The organism is Actinoplanes sp. NPDC024001, from assembly GCF_040638955.1.
GTDB lineage: Bacteria > Actinomycetota > Actinomycetes > Mycobacteriales > Micromonosporaceae > Actinoplanes.
The window spans coordinates 1-16,887 of the sequence record NZ_JBEZZB010000201.1 but is presented as its reverse complement, the minus strand read 5'-3'; the positions used below and the strand labels follow the sequence as shown (position 1 = coordinate 16,887).

Sequence of the window (16,887 nt, the reverse complement as noted above, 5' to 3'; positions counted from 1 at the left end):
TCGGCGAGCCGGTGGACGCGCTGATCCACCTGGTGCCGGCGCCGCCCGCCCACGCCTCGATGCTGCGCCCCGGCGGTGTGCTGGTCTCGGCGACCACCCCGGCTCACGAGCTGCCGGCCGGGCCGTACCGGTCCCTGCACTTCATCGTCCGCAACGACCCGGCCGGCCTCGCCGCGCTGCTGGAACTCGCCGAGGCCGGCGCTCTGCGCATCGACGTCGCCGCCCGCCGGCCGCTCACCGACCTGGCCGCCGTGCACCACGAGGCCGAGGCGGGCACGCTGCCCGGCAAGACCCTGCTGCTGCCGGTCAGCGCTTGACGTTGTCGATCATCTTGAGCAGCACCTTCAGGGCGGCGACGTAGTCGGCGTCGTCGATCCCGGCGTGGATCCGGCTGCGGATCTCCGGCGCGAAACCCTTGAGGTCGAGCCGGGCCGCCTCCCCGGCCTCGGTGATCCACAGCCGGCCGTCGTCCTCGTCGAGGCGCAGCCAGCCGCGTTCGACGAGCACCTCGGCCTCGGCGGCCAGGTCGTCCTCGGCCCGCAGGTAGCCGGCCATCGCGTGGCGCAACTCGTCGACCGTGCGGCCGCCGCCGTCGGGGGAGAGGTCGGCGCTCGACAGGTTGCGCAACAGCCAGAACTGCGGCTGCGTGTAGCCGTGTTCGGCCTGCCGGGCGCGGGTGAAGGCGATCAGCGCCTGGTACGCGACCCCGGTCCAGTAGGCGGCCGGCTGTCCGGCCAGTTCAGCGTCGGTCATCGTCATGGCACCGACGCTAGAACCTGAAGTGAGGTTCACCTCAACCGGCGAAGATCAGATCGGCCCTATCCTGTGCGGATGTCCACACCTCCGGCCGTTCCGCGCGGCCTGTTCCACGCTGTCGCGGCCGGGTATTTGCTCGCCTGGCACGAACGGCGCCGCCTGCTCGCCGTGCAGCTGCCGATCGTGGCGGTGCTGCTCGCCGGCTCGCTGGCGCTGGAGCTGGCGGCCGGCTGGCGGAACGGCGTGCTGGTCGACGGCCGGCTGCTCGTCGACGACGACGCCGGCGGGTACGGCCTGGCCCGGTCGGTGCTGGTGGCGGCGTGCTGGCTGATCGCGCTGACAGCGGGGATGCTCGCGCTGACCGGGGTGGACCGGCCGGTCCGCAGCGCGGTGCGGCGGGTTCCGGCGGTGGTGGCCGGGGTGGCGCTGACGGCCGTCGTGTCGTGGCTGGTGCTGCGGATCCTGCCCAACTGGTTCGGTCTGCTGGTGGCGTTCGCGCTGGTGGGTCTGGTCGGGGCGCATCTGCTGCTGGTCATGGTGGTGACCGGGCCGAGTCTGATGGCGGCTGCGGCGGTGCTGGTGGGTGGGCTCGTCGCGGTGCTCATTCCGGGGTGGCTGGCCGGAGTGCTGCCCGCGGGGACCCCGGCGCTGATCGCCGACGCCGTCGAGGCTGCGGTGGTGATCGTGGCGGTGGCCGCCCAGGCGGGTGTCGTGGCGATCCATGCCCTGCCGGCGCCGTCGGGCCCGCCCTCACATAAGCCGGCTTCGGCCGGGTCGTCCCTCGAGGGCGTGCCCTCGCCGCCATCGGCGGAGCCCTCTCCTGACGCGTCCGAGCCGACTTCGGCCGGGTCGTCCCTCGGCGGCGTGCCCTCGCCGCCATCGGCGGGGCCCTCTCCTGATGAGGTGCCCGAGCCGACTTCGACCCGGCCCTCTCCCGGCGGCGTGTCCGAGCCGGCTTCGGCCGGGCCGTCCCTCGGCGGCGTGCCCGAGCCGGGATCCCCGGGGACTCGAAACGCCCGCTTCCTCTGGCCCGCGATCGTCGCCGTGGCGCTCCCGATCCTGATCACCGGCGCCGTCGCCGTGATCAACCCGTTCGGCGCCTTCGAGGCCCGGACGACAGACGGCCCGCCCTGGGGCGCCGCGGCCGTCGCCTGGCCCGCCGGGCAGCACCCGGTCATCGTCACCATGGGCGAGGTCCGCTTCTGCGACACCGACCTCTGCGACTCCTTCACCAGCCACGACGGCGGCCCGCCGGTGCACGACGGCTACGGCACGGCCGGCATCGGCACCGACGGCACCGCCGTCACGGCAGCGCTCACCGGCGGTGAGAACGACGGTGGCCCGTTCATCCACCACGCGCGGTGCACCCGCGACGACGGCTGCCGCGAGGCCTGGCTGCCGGTCCGCGCCTCGGCCCGCGAGACCTGGGACCCGGAACTCGGCCGGCCGGAACTCGCCACCTCCGCCGGCCCGGACGGCGCCGCCTGGTTCTTCGTGGCGATCCCGGCCAGCGCGGACCGCTACCGGCTGGCGCTGATCCGCTGCCCCGACACCGAGTGCGCGAAGCCGCAACGCCACGACGTCGGCTCGCACGAACGCCTGCCGGAGGACGGCTACCGCGACGGCTCCCGGGCCCGCCTGTCGATCGGCGCCGACGGCCGCCCGGTCGCCTCGCTGTGGAGCGGCCACGGCGTGCACCAGGTGACCTGCGGCCAGGTCCGCAAAGCCGACGTGTCCGGCGCGCCGCCGGAAGCCGTCTGGGCGGCCCCGGCAGCGCTCGGCCAGCAGGTCGCCGCGCTGCAGCCCGGCCGCCTGCAGATCGAGCACTTCGAACCGCTGGAGAACGGCGTCGCCGCCGAGTCGGGCGCGGTAGCCGTCGCCGGCGACACCGTCTACGCGGCGGAGGCGGTGACCAGCACCCGCCAGGACGGATTCCACGTCACGGTCGGCGAGGCGCCGCAGTTCTGGCGGCAGGTGCTGTGGCGGTGCACGTTCGCCCGCGAGTGCCACCGGGTGCCGCTCGACGTCTACGAGGGCCCGGCGAGACGCGAGATGCTGGCGCCCGGCCCCGACGGCCGCGTCCTGATCGTCCGAGAGGACCGAATCCTGCTGGTAGACCCAACCGTGTGAACCTGTGGTGCGCTCCGCAACTTCACACCGCGATCTGCATCCGTGTGCACAGCCCACGCAGCTCGCTCCCACCAGCCGCCCGCCGGGAACGTTCCAGCAGGGCCCGGGTCGTCTCCTGCGCCATCGCCGACGTGTGCAGATGCTGCGGGGCGATCCGTTCCGCGATCAGCAGGTAGCGGATCGCCTCCCGGTCCCGCCCACGAACCCGGGCCAGCGCCCGGGCGGTGTCCGCGTAGTAGAACACCTGCCGGAACCCGGCCGCGATGACCGCCGGATCAGTGCCCCGGGCGATGGCGACAGCCCGGCCGGGTTCACCGCCGTCCGCCTCGATGCCGATGCGCCAGATCGCGACGTTGGTCGGCCCGAAGTACAGCCCCATCGTGGCGGTCTCCCCGGTGCCCCGGGCCAGCGCGGCCGCCTCGTCCAGCCATGCCCGGCTGTCGCCGGGACGCCGGCTGCCACGGGCCGACTGCGCGCACATCAGCTGCAGCGTGCCCAGAACCGCGGTGCCGCCCGGCTTCCCGGTGTGCCCGCACAGGCCGTTCACCGCCCGCTCGGCGATCGCATACGCCCGCTCATACGACCCGCAGGCCGCCGCGGCGCACGCGCGGGCGTACTCCGCGTACCCCCGCAAGATGGGATCTTGAGCGGCGTGAGCCGCGTCCCGGCAGCGTTCCGCGCCCAGCCAGGCCTCCGCGGGACAGCCGAGGTTGCGCAGCACCGAGGACGCGATGAATGTCGCGTCGCACAGCTGCCGCAACGCGGCAGCCCGCTCCGGCCCAGCGCCGGCGGCGTGCAGCCCGCGCAGCAGATCCGGCAGCAGGCGGGCGGCGCCCGCGTAGTCACAGGCCCGCCGCAGCTGATCGACCAGCGCGAGGGCCCGGCCCAACTCGGCGGGCCGCCCCGGCGGCCGGTTCAAACCGCCGCGCTGCTCCGGCGGCTCGCGCAAGTCGCCGTGCCGCTCCGGCGGCTCGCTCAAGCCGCCGTGCTGCTCCGGCTGCCGGTTCGAGCCGCCGCCCTGCTCCAGCGGCTCATTGAGGTCGGCCTCGACGAGCGCCTGCCGCACCGCACTCACCCGAGCGTGCGCCGCGACCGCCTCGCGATCGGCGGCCGGCACCGCGGTGCCGGCCAGGTCGGTGGGGGAGCAGTCGAGCGCCGCCGCCAGGTCGGCCAGCATGAACCGGTTGTCGGCTGCCTGCAGCCCTCGTTCGATCCGGCTCCAGGAGGCGTGTGAGACGCCGGCGCGGCTGGCGGCGTACCGGATGCTCCAACCGCGCAGCAGGCGGCGGGCCCGGATGCGGTCGCCGATGCTCGATGGTGGCGTCATGCCCCCGAACGTAGGCCGGGCCCGGGCGGCAGCGGTACATGCCTGTACCGCGGGTCAGTCGCGCGGCCAGCCGGCCAGGCGTTCGCGCAGTTCGGCGATGGCCGCCGCGTCCAGCCCGTAGAGGGCGAACCGCCGGTCGTCGAGCCGGTCCAGGTAGCGGCCGGCGTCGGCGACCTCCTCCGGGTCCAGCGAGGGGTCGGCCGCGTGTGCCAGCTCCAGCACGCGCTCCAGCGGGTACCGGTCCAGGGCGGCCGCCACGTCGATGTAGTCGCGGACCTCGCGCCGGGTGACCAGCGCGGCCACCTTCGTGGCGACCAGGTCGTCGAGGTGCATCACCGGCCCGACGTCCATCACCACCGGCGCGCGGTTGCGGTCGAGCCGGCACAGGGTCAGTCGCAGCGCCCGGCTCTCGCCCGCCACCAGGAACTCCTGGATGTCCGCGTCCATGCCGGCGAACAGCTCGTCGGCCTCCTCACGCACCACGCGGTATCCGGCCGCGGTCAGCGCCGCCGTCACCTCCCCGGCGGCCGCGACCACCCCGCCGGCGGTGTCGGTGAACAGGTCGATGTCCTCGGTCGGCCGCGCCACGAGGCCGTTGACCAGCCAGGCGACGCCGCCGCCGAGGACGAACCCGTGCTTGTCCGCGACGTTCAGCGCGATCCGCGCCACGTCCCGGTAGAAGTCGTCGACGCTCACGCCGCGGCGCGGGCCCGCAGCCGCGGGTGGCGGGCCTCCCACGCGGCGCGCACGGCGCGCGGCAGGTTCAGCTCCGGCCAGACCCGGGCGAGGGTGGCGCCGTCGAGATATTCCCGCAGCTCGTCGACGCGGATGGCCTCGCGCAGCACATTCTCATACATCCACAGCAGCATGGTGTGCTGCCCCAGGTCGAAGGCCCGCTGCGGATGCCACCAGAGCCGCAACGGCAGCTCGACGATGCCGGTGGCCGGCCCGCGCAACTCACCCAGGGTGCCCGCCACGACCACCGGCCGATGCGGCCGGGCCAGGTGGATCACGGGGGCTGCGCTCGCGGACATGCGACCAGCCTAAACCGACATCCCGCCCGGAAGGCAAACTCCTAGAATCCTAGGATGCCTTAGAGCGAGTGCGACAGATCAAAAACCTTCGTCGTACGGGGAGAAAAGGTCCCGTTTCTCCCAGCGATCCCGGCACGACACCGGGCCCCAGGGCCCGCGCCGGGCGTAAGCACGGGGTTGCGCTCACGGAACCGATGAGTTCCGGCCTGCCCCGTGGTCCTACCCGCTGACGATCCACGACGAGGAGGACCCCCGATGCGCAAGATCGTGCTCTACTCGCTGCTGTCGCTGGACGGTGTGGCGGAGCACCCCGACCGGTACGTCTTCGAGTTCGACGAGGTGATGGACGCCAACCTGGCCCGGGTGATCAGCTCGCAGGACGCCGTGGTGCTGGGCCGGCGCACCTACGACGACTGGGCGCCCTACTGGCCGACCGGCGAGCACCAGCCGTTCGCCGACTTCATCAACGCGGTGCCCAAGCACGTCGTCACCTCGACCGAGCCGACCGTCCCGTGGGCGAACACCGAGGTGGTCCCCGGTGACGTCACCAAGCATCTGCGGCAGTTGCGGGAGCAGCCCGGCGGCGACATCGGCGTGCACGGCAGCATCGTGCTCGCCCGCTCCCTGCTGGCCGCCGACCTGATCGACGAGCTGCGGCTGGTGATCACCCCGGTCCAGGCGGGGGAGGGCCGCCGCCTGTTCGCCGACGGCGACGTGCCGCGCCGCTTCACCCTGACCATGGCCGAGGCGTCCCCGTCCGGCGCCCTGCTCGCCGACTACACGGTCCGCCGCGACTGACTCAGCCGAGCCGGGTGCGGACGACCAGGTCGTGCAGCTCGGCGACCGCGCCCGGGTCGGCGTGGTCCGGCAGGGCCGACTCCTCGCGGGCCCGCTCCAGCTCGGCGCGCAGCGCGGGCACGTCCGCGGCGAGCCGCTGCGCCACGCCGTCCGGCAGCGGCCCGTGCTCCGCCTCCCGCTTGGCGGCGATCAGGTCCGGCACGTAGTCCAGCCGCCCGCCGAGCACCCCGAGGTCGGTCTCGAGGCGCCCGGTGCGCATCAGGTGGATGCCGGTGAGCAGCACCCGCAGCGTGTAGAGGGCCGGTTTCAGCTCGCCGGTGCGGGCATGGAGCCGTTCCTGGGTCGCGGCGAACCCCAGGTAGTGGTGCGCGTGGTGCCGGGTGATCAGGCCCGGCGCCAGGGCGATGAGCTGTTCGTGGACCGGCGTGGTGACCACCACGAGCGGGGAGAGCAGCTGCTCCAGCACGTACCCGTTGCGGCTGTTGAGCAGCCGGGCGAACTTGAGCAGGTCGTGGCTGACCACGTCGAGCTCCACACCGTCGCGGACACCGTCGTGCTGCAGCGTCTCCGGTCCGGTGCGCAGCCCGACGACCTCGGCGGCCGGGAGCAGGTGGGCGGCGCGCAGGTCGAGGTCGGAGTCGACGGAGGCGAAGCCGTACAGGTGGGCGCCGCTGACCGTGGCGAACAGCAGCGGGTAGGGGAGCGCGGTGGCGGCCTCGGCCGCCCACCGCGGCACCGTGACCGTCATCGCGGGTCCTCCAGGTGGCGTTCGCGCACCTCGTGCAGCAGGGCGTCGATCCGGGCCCGGTCCGGCTGGTCGGGCAGGCTGGTGGCGGCGGCCGCGTCGGCGAGATCGGTGAGCAGGTCGCCGGCCCAGGCGGTGACGTCCGGCCAGGGGACCTCGCCCCGCTTGACCGCGAGCAGGCGGTCGCGCAGGTGGCTGACGTCGACCAGGACCTCGCCGGTGCGCAGCACGTGGGCGCCGGCGTGCAGCAGCCGGATCATGTGCATGGCCTGCTTGTGGTTGGTCTCGCCGGTGCGCTCGCGGCGGGCGGTGACCCGGTTGAGCTGGTCGCGGGCGTAGTTGCCGTAGGTGTCGGCGACCCGCCGGGACAGGAAGGCGCCGCGTGCCTCCCGCAGGCGGGCGCCGTCCGAAGTGATCGTCTCGACGAGCGGTGACCACAGCACTTCCAGGACGGTCGGGTTGGCCTGCAGCGCGAGCACGCAGAACCGCTCGATCTCCCAGGAGAACTGCTCGTCGAGCGGCCCGTCCAGGTGGGTGGGCGGCTTGTCGAGGCGCCAGAAGGCGCGGGTGGGTGCCACGAAGACACCCCGGCGGTCGTGGTCGGAGCCCGGACCGTGCAGTCCGTAGGCGCGGGAGCCGACCACGACCCCCAGAGCGGTGGGAAGATCAGGCGACAATGCCGTCGATCTCGTCGAGTTCCTCGCGGGTCAGCGGCGCGCCGTCGAGCGCGGCGATGTTGTTCTCCAGCTGGGCGACGCTGGAGGCGCCGATGATCAGGCTGGTCATCCGCGGGTCGCGCAGCGCCCACGACAGGGCCAGCTGGGCCAGGGACTGGCCGCGCCGCTTGGCGACGTCGTTGAGCGCGTGCAGCCGGCCCATGGTGGCCGTGTCCAGGGCGCTCTCGTTGAGGAACACGCTGGTGCGGATCCGCGAGTCCTCCGGGATGCCGGTCAGGTAGCGGTCGGTGAGCAGGCCCTGCTGCAGGGGGCTGAACGCGATGCAGCCCGCGCCGGCCTCCTCCAGGGTGTCCAGCAGCCCGTCCTGCTCGATCCAGCGGTTGAGGATCGAGTACGACGGCTGGTGGATCAGCAGCGGGGTGCCGAGCTCCCGCAGGATCCGGGCGGCCTCCCGGGCCTCGGCGCTCTTGTAGTTGCTGATCCCGACGTACTGCGCCTTGCCGGCCCGCACGACCGCGTCCAGCGCGGTCATCGTCTCCTCCAGCGGCGTCGAGGGGTCGGGCCGGTGGTGGTAGAACACGTCGACGTAGTCGAGGCCGAGTCGCTGCAGCGACTGGTCGAGCGAGGCCACCAGGTACTTGCGGGAGCCCCAGTCGCCGTACGGGCCGTCCCACATGGTGTAGCCGGCCTTGGTCGAGATGACCAGCTCGTCGCGGTGCGCCCGCAGGTCACTGGCGAGCAGCCGGCCGAAGTTGGACTCGGCGCTGCCGGGCGGCGGGCCGTAGTTGTTGGCCAGGTCGAAGTGGGTGACGCCGAGGTCGAAGGCGCGGCGGACGATGGCGCGCTGACGGTCGAGGGGCCGGGTGTCGCCGAAGTTGTGCCACAGGCCGAGGGAGATGGCGGGCAGTTGGAGCCCGCTGCGCCCGGCGCGGCGGTAGGTCATCTTGGTGTAGCGGTCGTCCGCAGGGAAGTACGTCACAGCACACACCCTAGGGTTGTCGGTCCGGACCGTGTGCGCTGGTAGGTTGAGTGCTGCCGGCTACACCCACGCGGGAGAGACCTGGAGTCCCAGGCGCCGAAGGGGCAAATCCTCCCCGGAACCTCTCAGGCAAAAGGACCGCGAGGGCAGGCGACTCTGAAGTGCCCGGCTGGGTATGACAGAGGGGGAGGTTGCATGTCGACCTTCTCGAGCCTTGGAGTCGCCCATGACGTCGCCGTTCGTTTCCCGTCACATCGGTCCGGACCCGGACGAGCAGACCCACATGCTCAAGGCGATCGGGTACAACTCGGTCGGCGAGCTGATGGACGCCGCGATCCCCGAGGTGATCCGCTGGCACGGTGAGCTGGACCTGCCGGCCGGGATCTCCGAGGAGGAGGCGATCGCCGAGCTGCGCATGATCGCCGGGCGCAACACTGTGTCCACGTCGATGATCGGGCTGGGCTACTACGGCACCCACACCCCGGCGGTGATCAAGCGGAACGTGCTGGAGAACCCGGCGTGGTACACGGCTTACACGCCGTATCAGCCGGAGATCAGCCAGGGCCGCCTGGAGGCGCTGCTGAACTTCCAGACCATGGTCACCGACCTGACCGGGCTGGCCACGGCGAACGCGTCGATGCTGGACGAGGCCACGGCGGTCGCCGAGGCCATGACGCTCGCGCGCCGTGCCTCCAAGGTCAAGAGCAATGTGTACGCGGTGGACGCCGACACGTTCCCGCAGACCCTGTCGGTGCTGCGGACCCGGGCCGAGCCGCTCGGCATCGAGATCCGCCTGGTCGACGTCGAGGACGACGAGCTGCCGGGCGAGTTCTTCGGCCTGCACCTGCAGTACCCGGGCGCGTCCGGCGCGGTCCGCGACCATGCCGCGCTGATCGAGGCCGCCCACGCGAAGGGCGCCCTGGTCACGGTGGCGGCCGACCTGCTCGCGCTGACGCTGCTGCGGGAGCCGGGTGCGATCGGCGCGGACATCGCGGCCGGCACGACGCAGCGCTTCGGCGTACCCCTGGGGTTCGGTGGCCCGCACGCGGGCTACCTGGCGGTGCGTGCCGGGCTGGAGCGCTCGCTGCCGGGCCGGCTGGTCGGCGTCTCGAAGGACGCCGACGGCGCGCCGGCCTACCGGCTCGCGCTGCAGACGCGTGAGCAGCACATCCGCCGGGAGAAGGCGACCAGCAACATCTGTACGGCGCAGGTGCTGCTGGCCGTGATGGCCAGCATGTACGCGGTGTACCACGGGCCGGCCGGGCTGCGGGCGATCGCCCAGCGCACCCACGACCACGCCCGGGCGCTGGCCGGTGGCCTGTCCGCGGCCGGGGTCGAGGTGGCGCACGCGGCGTTCTTCGACACGGTGACCGCGAGGGTGCCGGGCCGGGCCGCCGAGGTCGTGGCGGAGGCCTACAACCGCGGCATCGACGTGCGGCTGGTCGACGACGATCACGTGTCGGTGTCGGCCGACGAGACCACGAACGACATGGACGTCGCGCTGGTCCTGGAGGCGTTCGGGGCGGCCGTCGCGGCGCCCGCCGAGAGCGCGGTCAAGTCGCTGGCGCGCTCCTCGGAGTACCTGACGCACCCGGTGTTCAACACCCACCACTCCGAGACGAACATGCTGCGCTACCTGCGCACCCTGTCCGACCGGGACTACGCGCTGGACCGCGGCATGATCCCGCTGGGCTCGTGCACGATGAAGCTGAACGCCACCGCCGAGATGGAGGCGGTCACCTGGCCGGAGTTCGCGACCATCCATCCGTTCGCGCCGGCGTCGCAGACCGAGGGCTACGAGGCCCTGGTGGCGCAGCTGGAGGGCTGGCTGGCCGAGATCACCGGGTACGACGCGGTGAGCGTGCAGCCGAACGCCGGCTCGCAGGGTGAGCTGGCCGGTCTGCTGGCGATCCGCGGCTACCACCGCTCCCGGGGCGAGGAGCACCGCGACGTGTGCCTGATCCCGTCGTCGGCGCACGGCACGAACGCGGCCAGCGCGGTGATGGCCGGGATGCGGGTCGTGGTGGTGGCCTGTGACGCGGACGGCAACGTCGACATGACCGACCTGGCCGCCAAGATTGAGAAGCACCGGGACACGCTGTCCGCGATCATGGTGACCTACCCGTCGACGCACGGCGTCTACGAGACCGGCATCGCCGACCTGTGCGCCCAGGTGCACGAGGCCGGCGGTCAGGTGTACGTGGACGGCGCCAACCTGAACGCGCTGGTCGGGTTCGCCAAGCCGGGCCAGTTCGGCGCGGACGTGTCGCACCTGAACCTGCACAAGACGTTCTGCATCCCGCACGGCGGCGGTGGCCCCGGCGTCGGCCCGGTCGCGGTCCGGCAGCACCTGGCCGAGTTCCTGCCCGGCAACCCGCTGGAGCCGGGTGAGCACCACGCGGTGTCGGCGGCGGCGCACGGTTCGGCGGGCATCCTGCCGATCTCGTGGGCGTACCTGCGGATGATGGGCCCGGACGGCCTCGCCGCGGCGACCGCGACGGCGGTGCTGGCGGCCAACTACGTGGCGGCGCGGCTGCGTGAGCACTACCCGGTGCTGTACGCGGGCAACAACGGCCTGGTCGCGCACGAGTGCATCCTCGACCTGCGGCCGATCACGAAGGCCACCGGCGTCTCGGTGGACGACGTGGCGAAGCGGCTGATCGACTACGGGTTCCACGCGCCGACGATGTCGTTCCCGGTGGCCGGCACCCTGATGGTGGAGCCGACCGAGAGCGAGGACCTGGCCGAGCTGGACCGGTTCGTGGCCGCGATGATCGCCATCAAGGGCGAGATCGACCAGGTGGCGGCGGGCGTGTGGCCGAAGGACGACAACCCGCTGTCCAACGCCCCGCACACCGCTTCGTCGGTGTCGGCGGACGAGTGGGCTCACCCGTACCCGCGGTCGGTGGCCGCCTACCCGGAGGGCGTGGACCGGACGGCGAAGTACTGGCCGCCGGTGCGCCGCATCGACGGGGCGTTCGGGGACCGTAACCTGGTCTGCTCGTGCCCCTCGCCGGAGGCGTTCGAGAGCTGACCCGTCCGGATGGTCGGTGCAAGCGCAGGTCGTGGTCCTCAATGATCGCGGCCTGCGCCGTCAGTTGGTTACGCTCAGTAGTGTGTCAGGCGGCGAGCGCGTGCGGTGCGGGGCCCCGGTGCGGCTCGATCATCGTGCCGTCCGGGAGCAGCTCCCCGGTGTCCTCGAAGACGATGACACCGTTGCAGAGCAGGCTCCAGCCTTGCTCCCGGAACGTCGCGATGATCCGGGCGGCCTCACGGTCGATGGCCTCGGCTGGTGGGCAGGGGATCAGGTGCTGGCACATCTTGTGGTTCTCCGGTTTGGGGGCTGTGTGAAGGTTCACAAAGACAGTGACGGACGTTACCTCACATCGAACGACAACGGTTCAACCCGGTGACGCGATTCGGGGTTCGATCCGCCTCTCACATGGTCCACGGGACGGAGATCAACGACCACTCTCCGCGACCTCCTCTCGGCGTGCCGCCGGGCGCTCCGACGGCCTGCCAAGCCCGCCACCACGCGTTGCGTGACTTCCGATGGCACCAGGGTGATCCCGGTGACCCTGCCGAGCTTCTGTCCGACTTCCTGGCCGCCAACGGACTGCCGGTGCGAAACCTTGGCCGAACGGATGACAAAAACAGGACGTTCGGCGATAGCACTATTTGCGGAGCAGCACTCTACGTATCCGCGGATGCCGGATCCGTAATGGCTGGTGGGACCGTCGGCGCGGCGACCCCGGTGCCCGGCATCCCGGACGTCTACGCGGTCGTCTACGAGCACACCCCGAAGCCCGCCCGCGCCGCCTGGGGCGGCGCCTGGACCCTCGGCCCGTGGCGGGAGAGCTGGACCCGCGCCGAGCACGCGAACGCCGTCGAAGAGGTCCGCGCCGCCATCGGCCGCGGCGACGTCTACCAGGTCAACATGGTCGGCCACGGCTCGGCCGGCTACACCGGGGACCCGGGCCCGGCGCTGCGCCGGGTCGCCGCGCTGCGCGGCGCCCGCTACGGCGGGGTCCTCGCCGGCGACGGCTGGGCGCTGGCCACCGCCTCCCCGGAGACGCTGGTCGAGGTCCGCGACGGCCGGGTGATCACCCGGCCGATCAAGGGCACCCGGCCGGCCACCGAGGCCGGCCGGCGCGAACTGCTGGCCAGCCCCAAGGAACGCGCCGAGCACGTGATGATCGTCGACCTGGAGCGCAACGACCTCGCCCGGCTGCCCGGCACCGGACCGGTGACCGTGGACGAGCTGTTCGCCGTACGCCGCTGGTGTGGTCTCTGGCAGGCCGAGTCGGTGGTCTCCGCGCCGTTGCGGGCGCAGGTCGGCCTCGCCGACCTGCTGCGCGCGGTCTGTCCCGGCGGCAGCGTGACCGGCGCGCCCAAGCTGGCCGCGCTGGAGCGCATCGCCGCGCTGGAACCGGCCGGCCGCGGCGTCAGCATGGGCGCGGTCGGCTGGCTCGGCCACGACCACCTGGATCTGGGCCTGACCATCCGCACCGTGGCCGTCGACGGCGCCCGGGTGCACACCTGGGCCGGCGGCGGGATCACCGCCGACAGCGACCCGATCGCCGAGGTCGACGAGGCCGCCGCCAAGGTCGCCCCGATCCGCGCGGCCCTGGCCGGCCTGACCACAGGGGCCGCATAGCCCACTGCCGGCCCTCTCTACCCAAAGCGTGCCAGTGTCCTGCTCGACCGCCCCCACCGGTGGCGGGAAAGCGCTTACGTTGGCGCACGACGGGGCACCCAGAGAAGGCGAATCGCAGTGCTAGAACTCCTCGAACGACCGGCGCCGAGCCAGGAGTTCGCGCGCTTCGCGCACTCCGGCGCGGCACGGCTGCGCAGCAGCGCCTTCCAGCTCTGCCGCGACTGGCATCTGGCCCAGGACCTCACCCAGACCACGCTGACCAGGCTCTATCTGAGCTGGGGGCGGGCCGCCGAGAGCGACAACCTGTCGGCGTACGCCCACAAGGTGCTGCTGCGGGTCTACCTGGACCACCGGCGCCGCCGCAGCAACGGGGAGAGCGTCACCGGCATCCTGCGCGAACCGGTCTACACGATGAACCCGGAACTGCGGCTGGCCATGCTCGACGCCCTCGGGCAGCTGCCCGCCCGCGACCGCGAGATCGTGGTGCTGCGCTATTTCGCCGACCACAGCGTCGAGCAGGTCGCCGCCGAGATGGGCCTGCCGGTCACCGTGGTGAAGAGCCAGACCCGCCGCTCGCTGATGAAGCTGCGGCAGCTGCTGCGCCCGGACCGGGCCGCCCTCTTCGGGTAATGACCGGATAGCCTTCGAGCCATGACAGTGCGGCCCATTCGGCTCTACGGTGACCCGGTCCTGCGCACGCCCGCCGACCCGGTCACCGACTTCGACGCGCAGCTGCGCGAGATCGTGCGTGACCTGGAGGACACCGTCCGCGAGCCGGGCCGGGCCGGGGTGGCCGGTCCGCAGATCGGCGTCAGCCTGCGGGTGTTCTCCTACAACGTGGCCGGCCAGGTCGGGCACCTGGTCAACCCGGTGCTCTCCGACTTCGAGGGCGAGCAGACCGACGAGGAGGGCTGTCTGTCGCTGCCCGGCCTCGGCTACCCCACCAGCCGCGCGCTGAAGGTCACCGCGGCCGGTTACGACCAGCACGGCGAGCCGCTGGTCATCCACGGCACCGGCTTCCTGGCCCGGGCCCTGCAGCACGAGACCGACCACCTCGACGGGCGGCTCTACGTCGACACGCTCACCGGTGACGTCCGCCGGCAGGCCCTGCGCGAGCTGCGCCGCGTGGTCCCGCGGTGACGGCTCGCGACTACCGGCAGATCGCCGCCGAGGGCACCCCGACCGGGTGGTTCGAGACGCTGTACGCGGAGGCCGGCGCGGGCCGGGCCGAGGTGCCGTGGGACATCGCGGAGCCCAGCGCCCACCTGCGCGACTTTCCGCTGCCGCCGGGCGAGGGCCGGCGCGCGCTCGTGGTCGGCTGCGGCAACGGCCGCGACGCGGAACACCTTGCGGCGGCCGGATATGTGACGACCGCCTTCGACATCGCGCCGAGCGCGGTCGAGCTGGCCCGCAGCCGGCACCCGGACTCGCCGGTCGTCTACCTGGTGGCCGACCTGCTGGCCGCGCCGGCGTCCTGGCGGCACGCCTTCGACCTGGTGCTGGAGAGCAACAACATCCAGGCACTGCCCGCGTCGATCCGGGCCGCGGCGATCACGGCGGCCGGCACGTTCGTCGCGCCCGGCGGCACGCTGCTGGTCATCGCCGCCGCAGCGGTCGCCCGGGCCGGGGACGGACCGCCGTGGCCGCTGACCCGCGAGGAGATCGACGGGTTCGCGGTGGACGGGCTGCGGACGGTCTCGGTCGAGCACCGGGCGGCGCCGGACACCACGTTCCCGGGGCGGTGGCGGGCGGTGTTCGTACGCGAATCTGCGTAGACCCGCAGCCGCCCGGCGGCGGATGGCGGACGCGGCCCGGCGGGCCACGCTGAGGGCATGCCTCAGCGTGCCGTGTCCCTGTTGCTCGTGGTCGCCGTCGTCGCCGCGGCGGCGCTGACCGTCATCTTCCTCGCCACCGGCCCGCACGACGCCGTTCTGGTGGTGCACGTGCTGACCGCGGCGGTCGCGCTCGTGCTGGGGCCGGTGCAGTTCCGCGCCCGGCGGCGCTGGCACCGTGCGGCCGGGCGGGTCTATCTGCTCGCCGGGGTGCTGCCGTCGGCGGTGACAGCCATCCCGGTCGCGATCTACTCCGGGCGGCCGCTGACCCAGGTGGGGCTCAGCGTGGCGGCGGTGCTGTGGCTGATCACGGCCGGACTGGCCTACCGGGCCGCGCGGCGGCGGGACCTCACCGCGCACCGCGAGTGGATGATGCGCAACTACGCGCTGACGTTCCTGGCGGTCACGGCGCGGGTGCTGGTGCCGCTGATGATGCTGGCCGGGCTGGCCACCGGCGCCGGCGCCGCTCCCGAGACGCTGATCCCGGTCGGGCAGATCCTCGGCTGGGTGGTCAACCTGGCCGTCGTGGAGGTCCTCATCCGGCGGCGGCGTGGCGCACCGGCTGTGAGGCGCACCCCGGCACGCGGGCGCATCATGAGCCGATGAGGTTCGGCCGCAAGCCAGCACCGACCGGGCCCGGCTCGGTCGTCGTCCACGGCGACAACCACGCCGCGATCTCCACCTCGGTCACCATCGGGGCGCAGCGCGGCGAGCCGGCGTGGCCGTGCCGCGTCGGGCTGGTGCCGCGGCTCGCCGACTGCTTCCAGCCGCGCGAGACCGGTGACCGCTCCGCGGTGCTCACCGGGCTCGGCGGGGTCGGCAAGACCCAGCTCGCCGCCGGCATCGCCGAACAGCTGTGGGCCGCCAACCGGGTGGATCTGCTGGTGTGGGTGCCCGCCACGTCCCGGCAGGCGATCGTCGACCGCTACGCGCAGGCCGCGGCCGACCTGGCCCTGCCCGGGGCGGACGGCACCGACACCGAACAGGACGCGGGACGGTTCCTCGCCTGGCTCGCCGGCAGCGGCCGGCCGTGGCTGGTCGTGCTCGACGACCTCACCGAGGCGGCCGACCTGAAAGGGCTGTGGCCGCCGGAGCGCCCGCACGGCCGGACCGTCATCACCACCCGGTTGCGCGGGGCCGCGCTGACCGGCGGCGGCTGCCGGCTCGTACCGGTGGAGACGTTCACCGCGGCCGAGGCGGCGGCCTTCGTGCACGCCCGGCTCGCCGCGGTGGCGCAGCTGGACGACGACGCCGGCGGGGTCGCCGCCGACCTGGGCATGCTGCCGCTGGCACTGTCCCAGGCGACCGCGTTCATGATCGACGAGGAGGTGCCGTGCAGCGAGTACCGGCGCCGCTTCGCCGACCGGCGGCGCGTCCTCGACGACCTGGTGCCGGAGCCGGCCGAGCTGCCGGAGGACTACTCACGGACGGTCGCCGCCACCCTGTCACTGTCGGTGGAGGCCGCCGACCGGGCCCGGCCGGCCGGGATGGGCTCGGTGCTGCTGCGGGTGGCCGCCGTGCTCGACCCGGCCGGCATCCCGGCCGCGCTGTTCACCACCTCGCCGGCGCGCAACTGGATCGCCTACGCCCGCGGCCAGGACACCCCGCAGCCGCCGGACGTCGACGCGGTCCGCTCCGGGCTGCGGGTGCTGCACCGGCTCAACCTGGTCACCGCGGCCGACGGGGTGGTGTCGGTGCACGCGCTGGTGCAGCGGGTCGTCCGTGACCCGCTGAGCGACGAGGACCTGGCCGAGGTGGCCTGGGCCGCCGCCGACGCGCTGCTGGAGATCTGGCCCGAGGTGGAACGCGACACCGCCCTCGCGCAGCGGCTACGCAGCAACGCCGGCACGGTGAGCCGGCACGGCGGGGACGAGCTGCTCGGCCCGGAAACCCACCCGATCCTGCGCCGGGCGGTGCTCAGCCGGGGCCGGGCCGGCGACCCGGCCGGCGCC

At 73.2% G+C, this 16,887-nt stretch carries 18 protein-coding genes and 1 riboswitch; of the genes, 10 read left to right on the top strand and 8 right to left on the bottom strand.

Features of this window, described 5'->3' with window-relative positions:
- The coding region (locus tag AB0F81_RS44725) for a zinc-binding dehydrogenase (protein ID WP_360209215.1) at positions 1 to 317 on the top strand (317 nt) is incomplete at its 5' end.
- On the opposite strand, the gene AB0F81_RS44720 is transcribed toward AB0F81_RS44725, so the two are convergent.
- The gene (locus tag AB0F81_RS44720) at positions 307 to 759 is read right to left on the bottom strand and encodes a MarR family winged helix-turn-helix transcriptional regulator (RefSeq protein ID WP_360209213.1); all 453 of its coding nucleotides are present in this window, start codon (positions 757 to 759) and stop codon (positions 307 to 309) included. The two genes, AB0F81_RS44725 and AB0F81_RS44720, sit on opposite strands and share 11 nt — an antisense overlap.
- 72 nt (positions 760 to 831) lie before the next feature.
- Between AB0F81_RS44720 and AB0F81_RS44715 the strand changes: the two genes are divergently transcribed.
- Complete coding sequence (locus AB0F81_RS44715; protein WP_360209210.1) at positions 832 to 2,886, top strand: hypothetical protein; 2,055 nt, start codon at positions 832 to 834, stop codon at positions 2,884 to 2,886.
- 22 nt (positions 2,887 to 2,908) lie between these two features.
- Here AB0F81_RS44715 and AB0F81_RS44710 read toward each other — a convergent pair whose 3' ends face one another.
- The 3 genes from AB0F81_RS44710 to AB0F81_RS44700 are packed head-to-tail and all read right to left on the bottom strand — an operon-like array spanning position 2,909 to position 5,247.
- Complete coding sequence (locus tag AB0F81_RS44710) at positions 2,909 to 4,213, bottom strand: helix-turn-helix transcriptional regulator (RefSeq protein ID WP_360209207.1); 1,305 nt, start codon at positions 4,211 to 4,213, stop codon at positions 2,909 to 2,911.
- A 54-nt stretch (positions 4,214 to 4,267) separates the two neighbouring features.
- The gene (locus AB0F81_RS44705; RefSeq protein ID WP_360209204.1) at positions 4,268 to 4,909 is read right to left on the bottom strand and encodes a nucleotidyl transferase AbiEii/AbiGii toxin family protein; all 642 of its coding nucleotides are present in this window, start codon (positions 4,907 to 4,909) and stop codon (positions 4,268 to 4,270) included.
- Positions 4,906 to 5,247 carry a hypothetical protein gene (locus tag AB0F81_RS44700; RefSeq protein ID WP_360209202.1) on the bottom strand — a complete coding sequence of 114 codons (342 nt, stop codon included), beginning with the start codon at positions 5,245 to 5,247 and terminating at the stop codon, positions 4,906 to 4,908. Before AB0F81_RS44700 ends, AB0F81_RS44705 begins: the two co-directional genes overlap by 4 nt.
- Positions 5,248 to 5,502: 255 nt before the next feature.
- Here AB0F81_RS44700 and AB0F81_RS44695 point away from each other — a divergent pair, with 255 nt between their 5' ends.
- Positions 5,503 to 6,045 carry a dihydrofolate reductase family protein gene (locus tag AB0F81_RS44695; RefSeq protein WP_360209199.1) on the top strand — a complete coding sequence of 181 codons (543 nt, stop codon included), beginning with the start codon at positions 5,503 to 5,505 and terminating at the stop codon, positions 6,043 to 6,045.
- A 1-nt stretch (position 6,046) separates the two neighbouring features.
- On the opposite strand, the gene AB0F81_RS44690 is transcribed toward AB0F81_RS44695, so the two are convergent.
- From AB0F81_RS44690 to mgrA, 3 genes are read right to left on the bottom strand one after another with little or no spacing between them, the layout of a single operon-like run.
- Positions 6,047 to 6,793, bottom strand: a complete 747-nt coding sequence (locus AB0F81_RS44690; RefSeq protein WP_360209196.1) for a nucleotidyltransferase domain-containing protein — start codon at positions 6,791 to 6,793, stop codon at positions 6,047 to 6,049.
- Entirely contained in the window at positions 6,790 to 7,467 is a 678-nt protein-coding gene (locus tag AB0F81_RS44685) for a nucleotidyltransferase domain-containing protein (RefSeq protein WP_360209194.1), read from the bottom strand. Before AB0F81_RS44685 ends, AB0F81_RS44690 begins: the two co-directional genes overlap by 4 nt.
- The gene (mgrA, locus tag AB0F81_RS44680) at positions 7,457 to 8,446 is read right to left on the bottom strand and encodes an L-glyceraldehyde 3-phosphate reductase (protein WP_360209191.1); all 990 of its coding nucleotides are present in this window, start codon (positions 8,444 to 8,446) and stop codon (positions 7,457 to 7,459) included. The genes AB0F81_RS44685 and mgrA overlap by 11 nt, the downstream gene beginning before the upstream one ends.
- Positions 8,447 to 8,507: 61 nt before the next feature.
- Positions 8,508 to 8,597: riboswitch (glycine riboswitch) on the top strand.
- Between the two features lie 75 nt (positions 8,598 to 8,672).
- On the opposite strand from mgrA, the gene gcvP reads away from it, so the two are divergent.
- Entirely contained in the window at positions 8,673 to 11,480 is a 2,808-nt protein-coding gene (gene gcvP / locus AB0F81_RS44675; RefSeq protein WP_360209189.1) for an aminomethyl-transferring glycine dehydrogenase, read from the top strand.
- A gap of 85 nt (positions 11,481 to 11,565) precedes the next feature.
- On the opposite strand, the gene AB0F81_RS44670 is transcribed toward gcvP, so the two are convergent.
- Positions 11,566 to 11,766, bottom strand: a complete 201-nt coding sequence (locus AB0F81_RS44670) for a DUF5999 family protein (protein WP_360209218.1) — start codon at positions 11,764 to 11,766, stop codon at positions 11,566 to 11,568.
- Positions 11,767 to 11,888: 122 nt separating this feature from the next.
- Between AB0F81_RS44670 and AB0F81_RS44665 the strand changes: the two genes are divergently transcribed.
- From AB0F81_RS44665 to AB0F81_RS44640, 6 genes are all read left to right on the top strand, one after another.
- The gene (locus tag AB0F81_RS44665; protein WP_360209187.1) at positions 11,889 to 13,103 is read left to right on the top strand and encodes a chorismate-binding protein; all 1,215 of its coding nucleotides are present in this window, start codon (positions 11,889 to 11,891) and stop codon (positions 13,101 to 13,103) included.
- A gap of 117 nt (positions 13,104 to 13,220) precedes the next feature.
- Entirely contained in the window at positions 13,221 to 13,733 is a 513-nt protein-coding gene (locus AB0F81_RS44660; protein ID WP_360209185.1) for a sigma-70 family RNA polymerase sigma factor, read from the top strand.
- 21 nt (positions 13,734 to 13,754) lie between these two features.
- On the top strand, positions 13,755 to 14,243 hold the full coding sequence (locus tag AB0F81_RS44655) for a peptide deformylase (RefSeq protein ID WP_360209183.1): 489 nt from the start codon (positions 13,755 to 13,757) through the stop codon (positions 14,241 to 14,243).
- The gene (locus tag AB0F81_RS44650) at positions 14,240 to 14,878 is read left to right on the top strand and encodes a class I SAM-dependent methyltransferase (RefSeq protein ID WP_360209181.1); all 639 of its coding nucleotides are present in this window, start codon (positions 14,240 to 14,242) and stop codon (positions 14,876 to 14,878) included. The genes AB0F81_RS44655 and AB0F81_RS44650 overlap by 4 nt, the downstream gene beginning before the upstream one ends.
- A 57-nt stretch (positions 14,879 to 14,935) precedes the next feature.
- Positions 14,936 to 15,541 (top strand): DUF2306 domain-containing protein, encoded by a 606-nt coding sequence (locus AB0F81_RS44645; RefSeq protein WP_360209178.1) that lies wholly within the window; start codon positions 14,936 to 14,938, stop codon positions 15,539 to 15,541.
- A partial coding sequence (locus AB0F81_RS44640) for an ATP-binding protein (protein WP_360209175.1) occupies positions 15,538 to 16,887 on the top strand: 1,350 nt, incomplete at its 3' end. The genes AB0F81_RS44645 and AB0F81_RS44640, both read left to right, overlap by 4 nt.

Bases quoted from the DNA above. Each gene is read 5' to 3' on its own strand.
- AB0F81_RS44665 (WP_360209187.1), top strand. From the start codon at position 11,889: ATGGTCCACGGGACGGAGATCAACGACCACTCTCCGCGACCTCCTCTC.
- AB0F81_RS44695 (WP_360209199.1), top strand. From the start codon at position 5,503: ATGCGCAAGATCGTGCTCTACTCGCTGCTGTCGCTGGACGGTGTGGCG.
- AB0F81_RS44670 (WP_360209218.1), bottom strand. From the start codon at position 11,766: ATGTGCCAGCACCTGATCCCCTGCCCACCAGCCGAGGCCATCGACCGT.
- AB0F81_RS44710 (WP_360209207.1), bottom strand. From the start codon at position 4,213: ATGACGCCACCATCGAGCATCGGCGACCGCATCCGGGCCCGCCGCCTG.
- AB0F81_RS44645 (WP_360209178.1), top strand. From the start codon at position 14,936: ATGCCTCAGCGTGCCGTGTCCCTGTTGCTCGTGGTCGCCGTCGTCGCC.
- AB0F81_RS44720 (WP_360209213.1), bottom strand. From the start codon at position 759: ATGACGATGACCGACGCTGAACTGGCCGGACAGCCGGCCGCCTACTGG.
- AB0F81_RS44715 (WP_360209210.1), top strand. From the start codon at position 832: ATGTCCACACCTCCGGCCGTTCCGCGCGGCCTGTTCCACGCTGTCGCG.
- gcvP (WP_360209189.1), top strand. From the start codon at position 8,673: ATGACGTCGCCGTTCGTTTCCCGTCACATCGGTCCGGACCCGGACGAG.
- AB0F81_RS44700 (WP_360209202.1), bottom strand. From the start codon at position 5,247: ATGTCCGCGAGCGCAGCCCCCGTGATCCACCTGGCCCGGCCGCATCGG.
- AB0F81_RS44690 (WP_360209196.1), bottom strand. From the start codon at position 6,793: ATGACGGTCACGGTGCCGCGGTGGGCGGCCGAGGCCGCCACCGCGCTC.
- AB0F81_RS44655 (WP_360209183.1), top strand. From the start codon at position 13,755: ATGACAGTGCGGCCCATTCGGCTCTACGGTGACCCGGTCCTGCGCACG.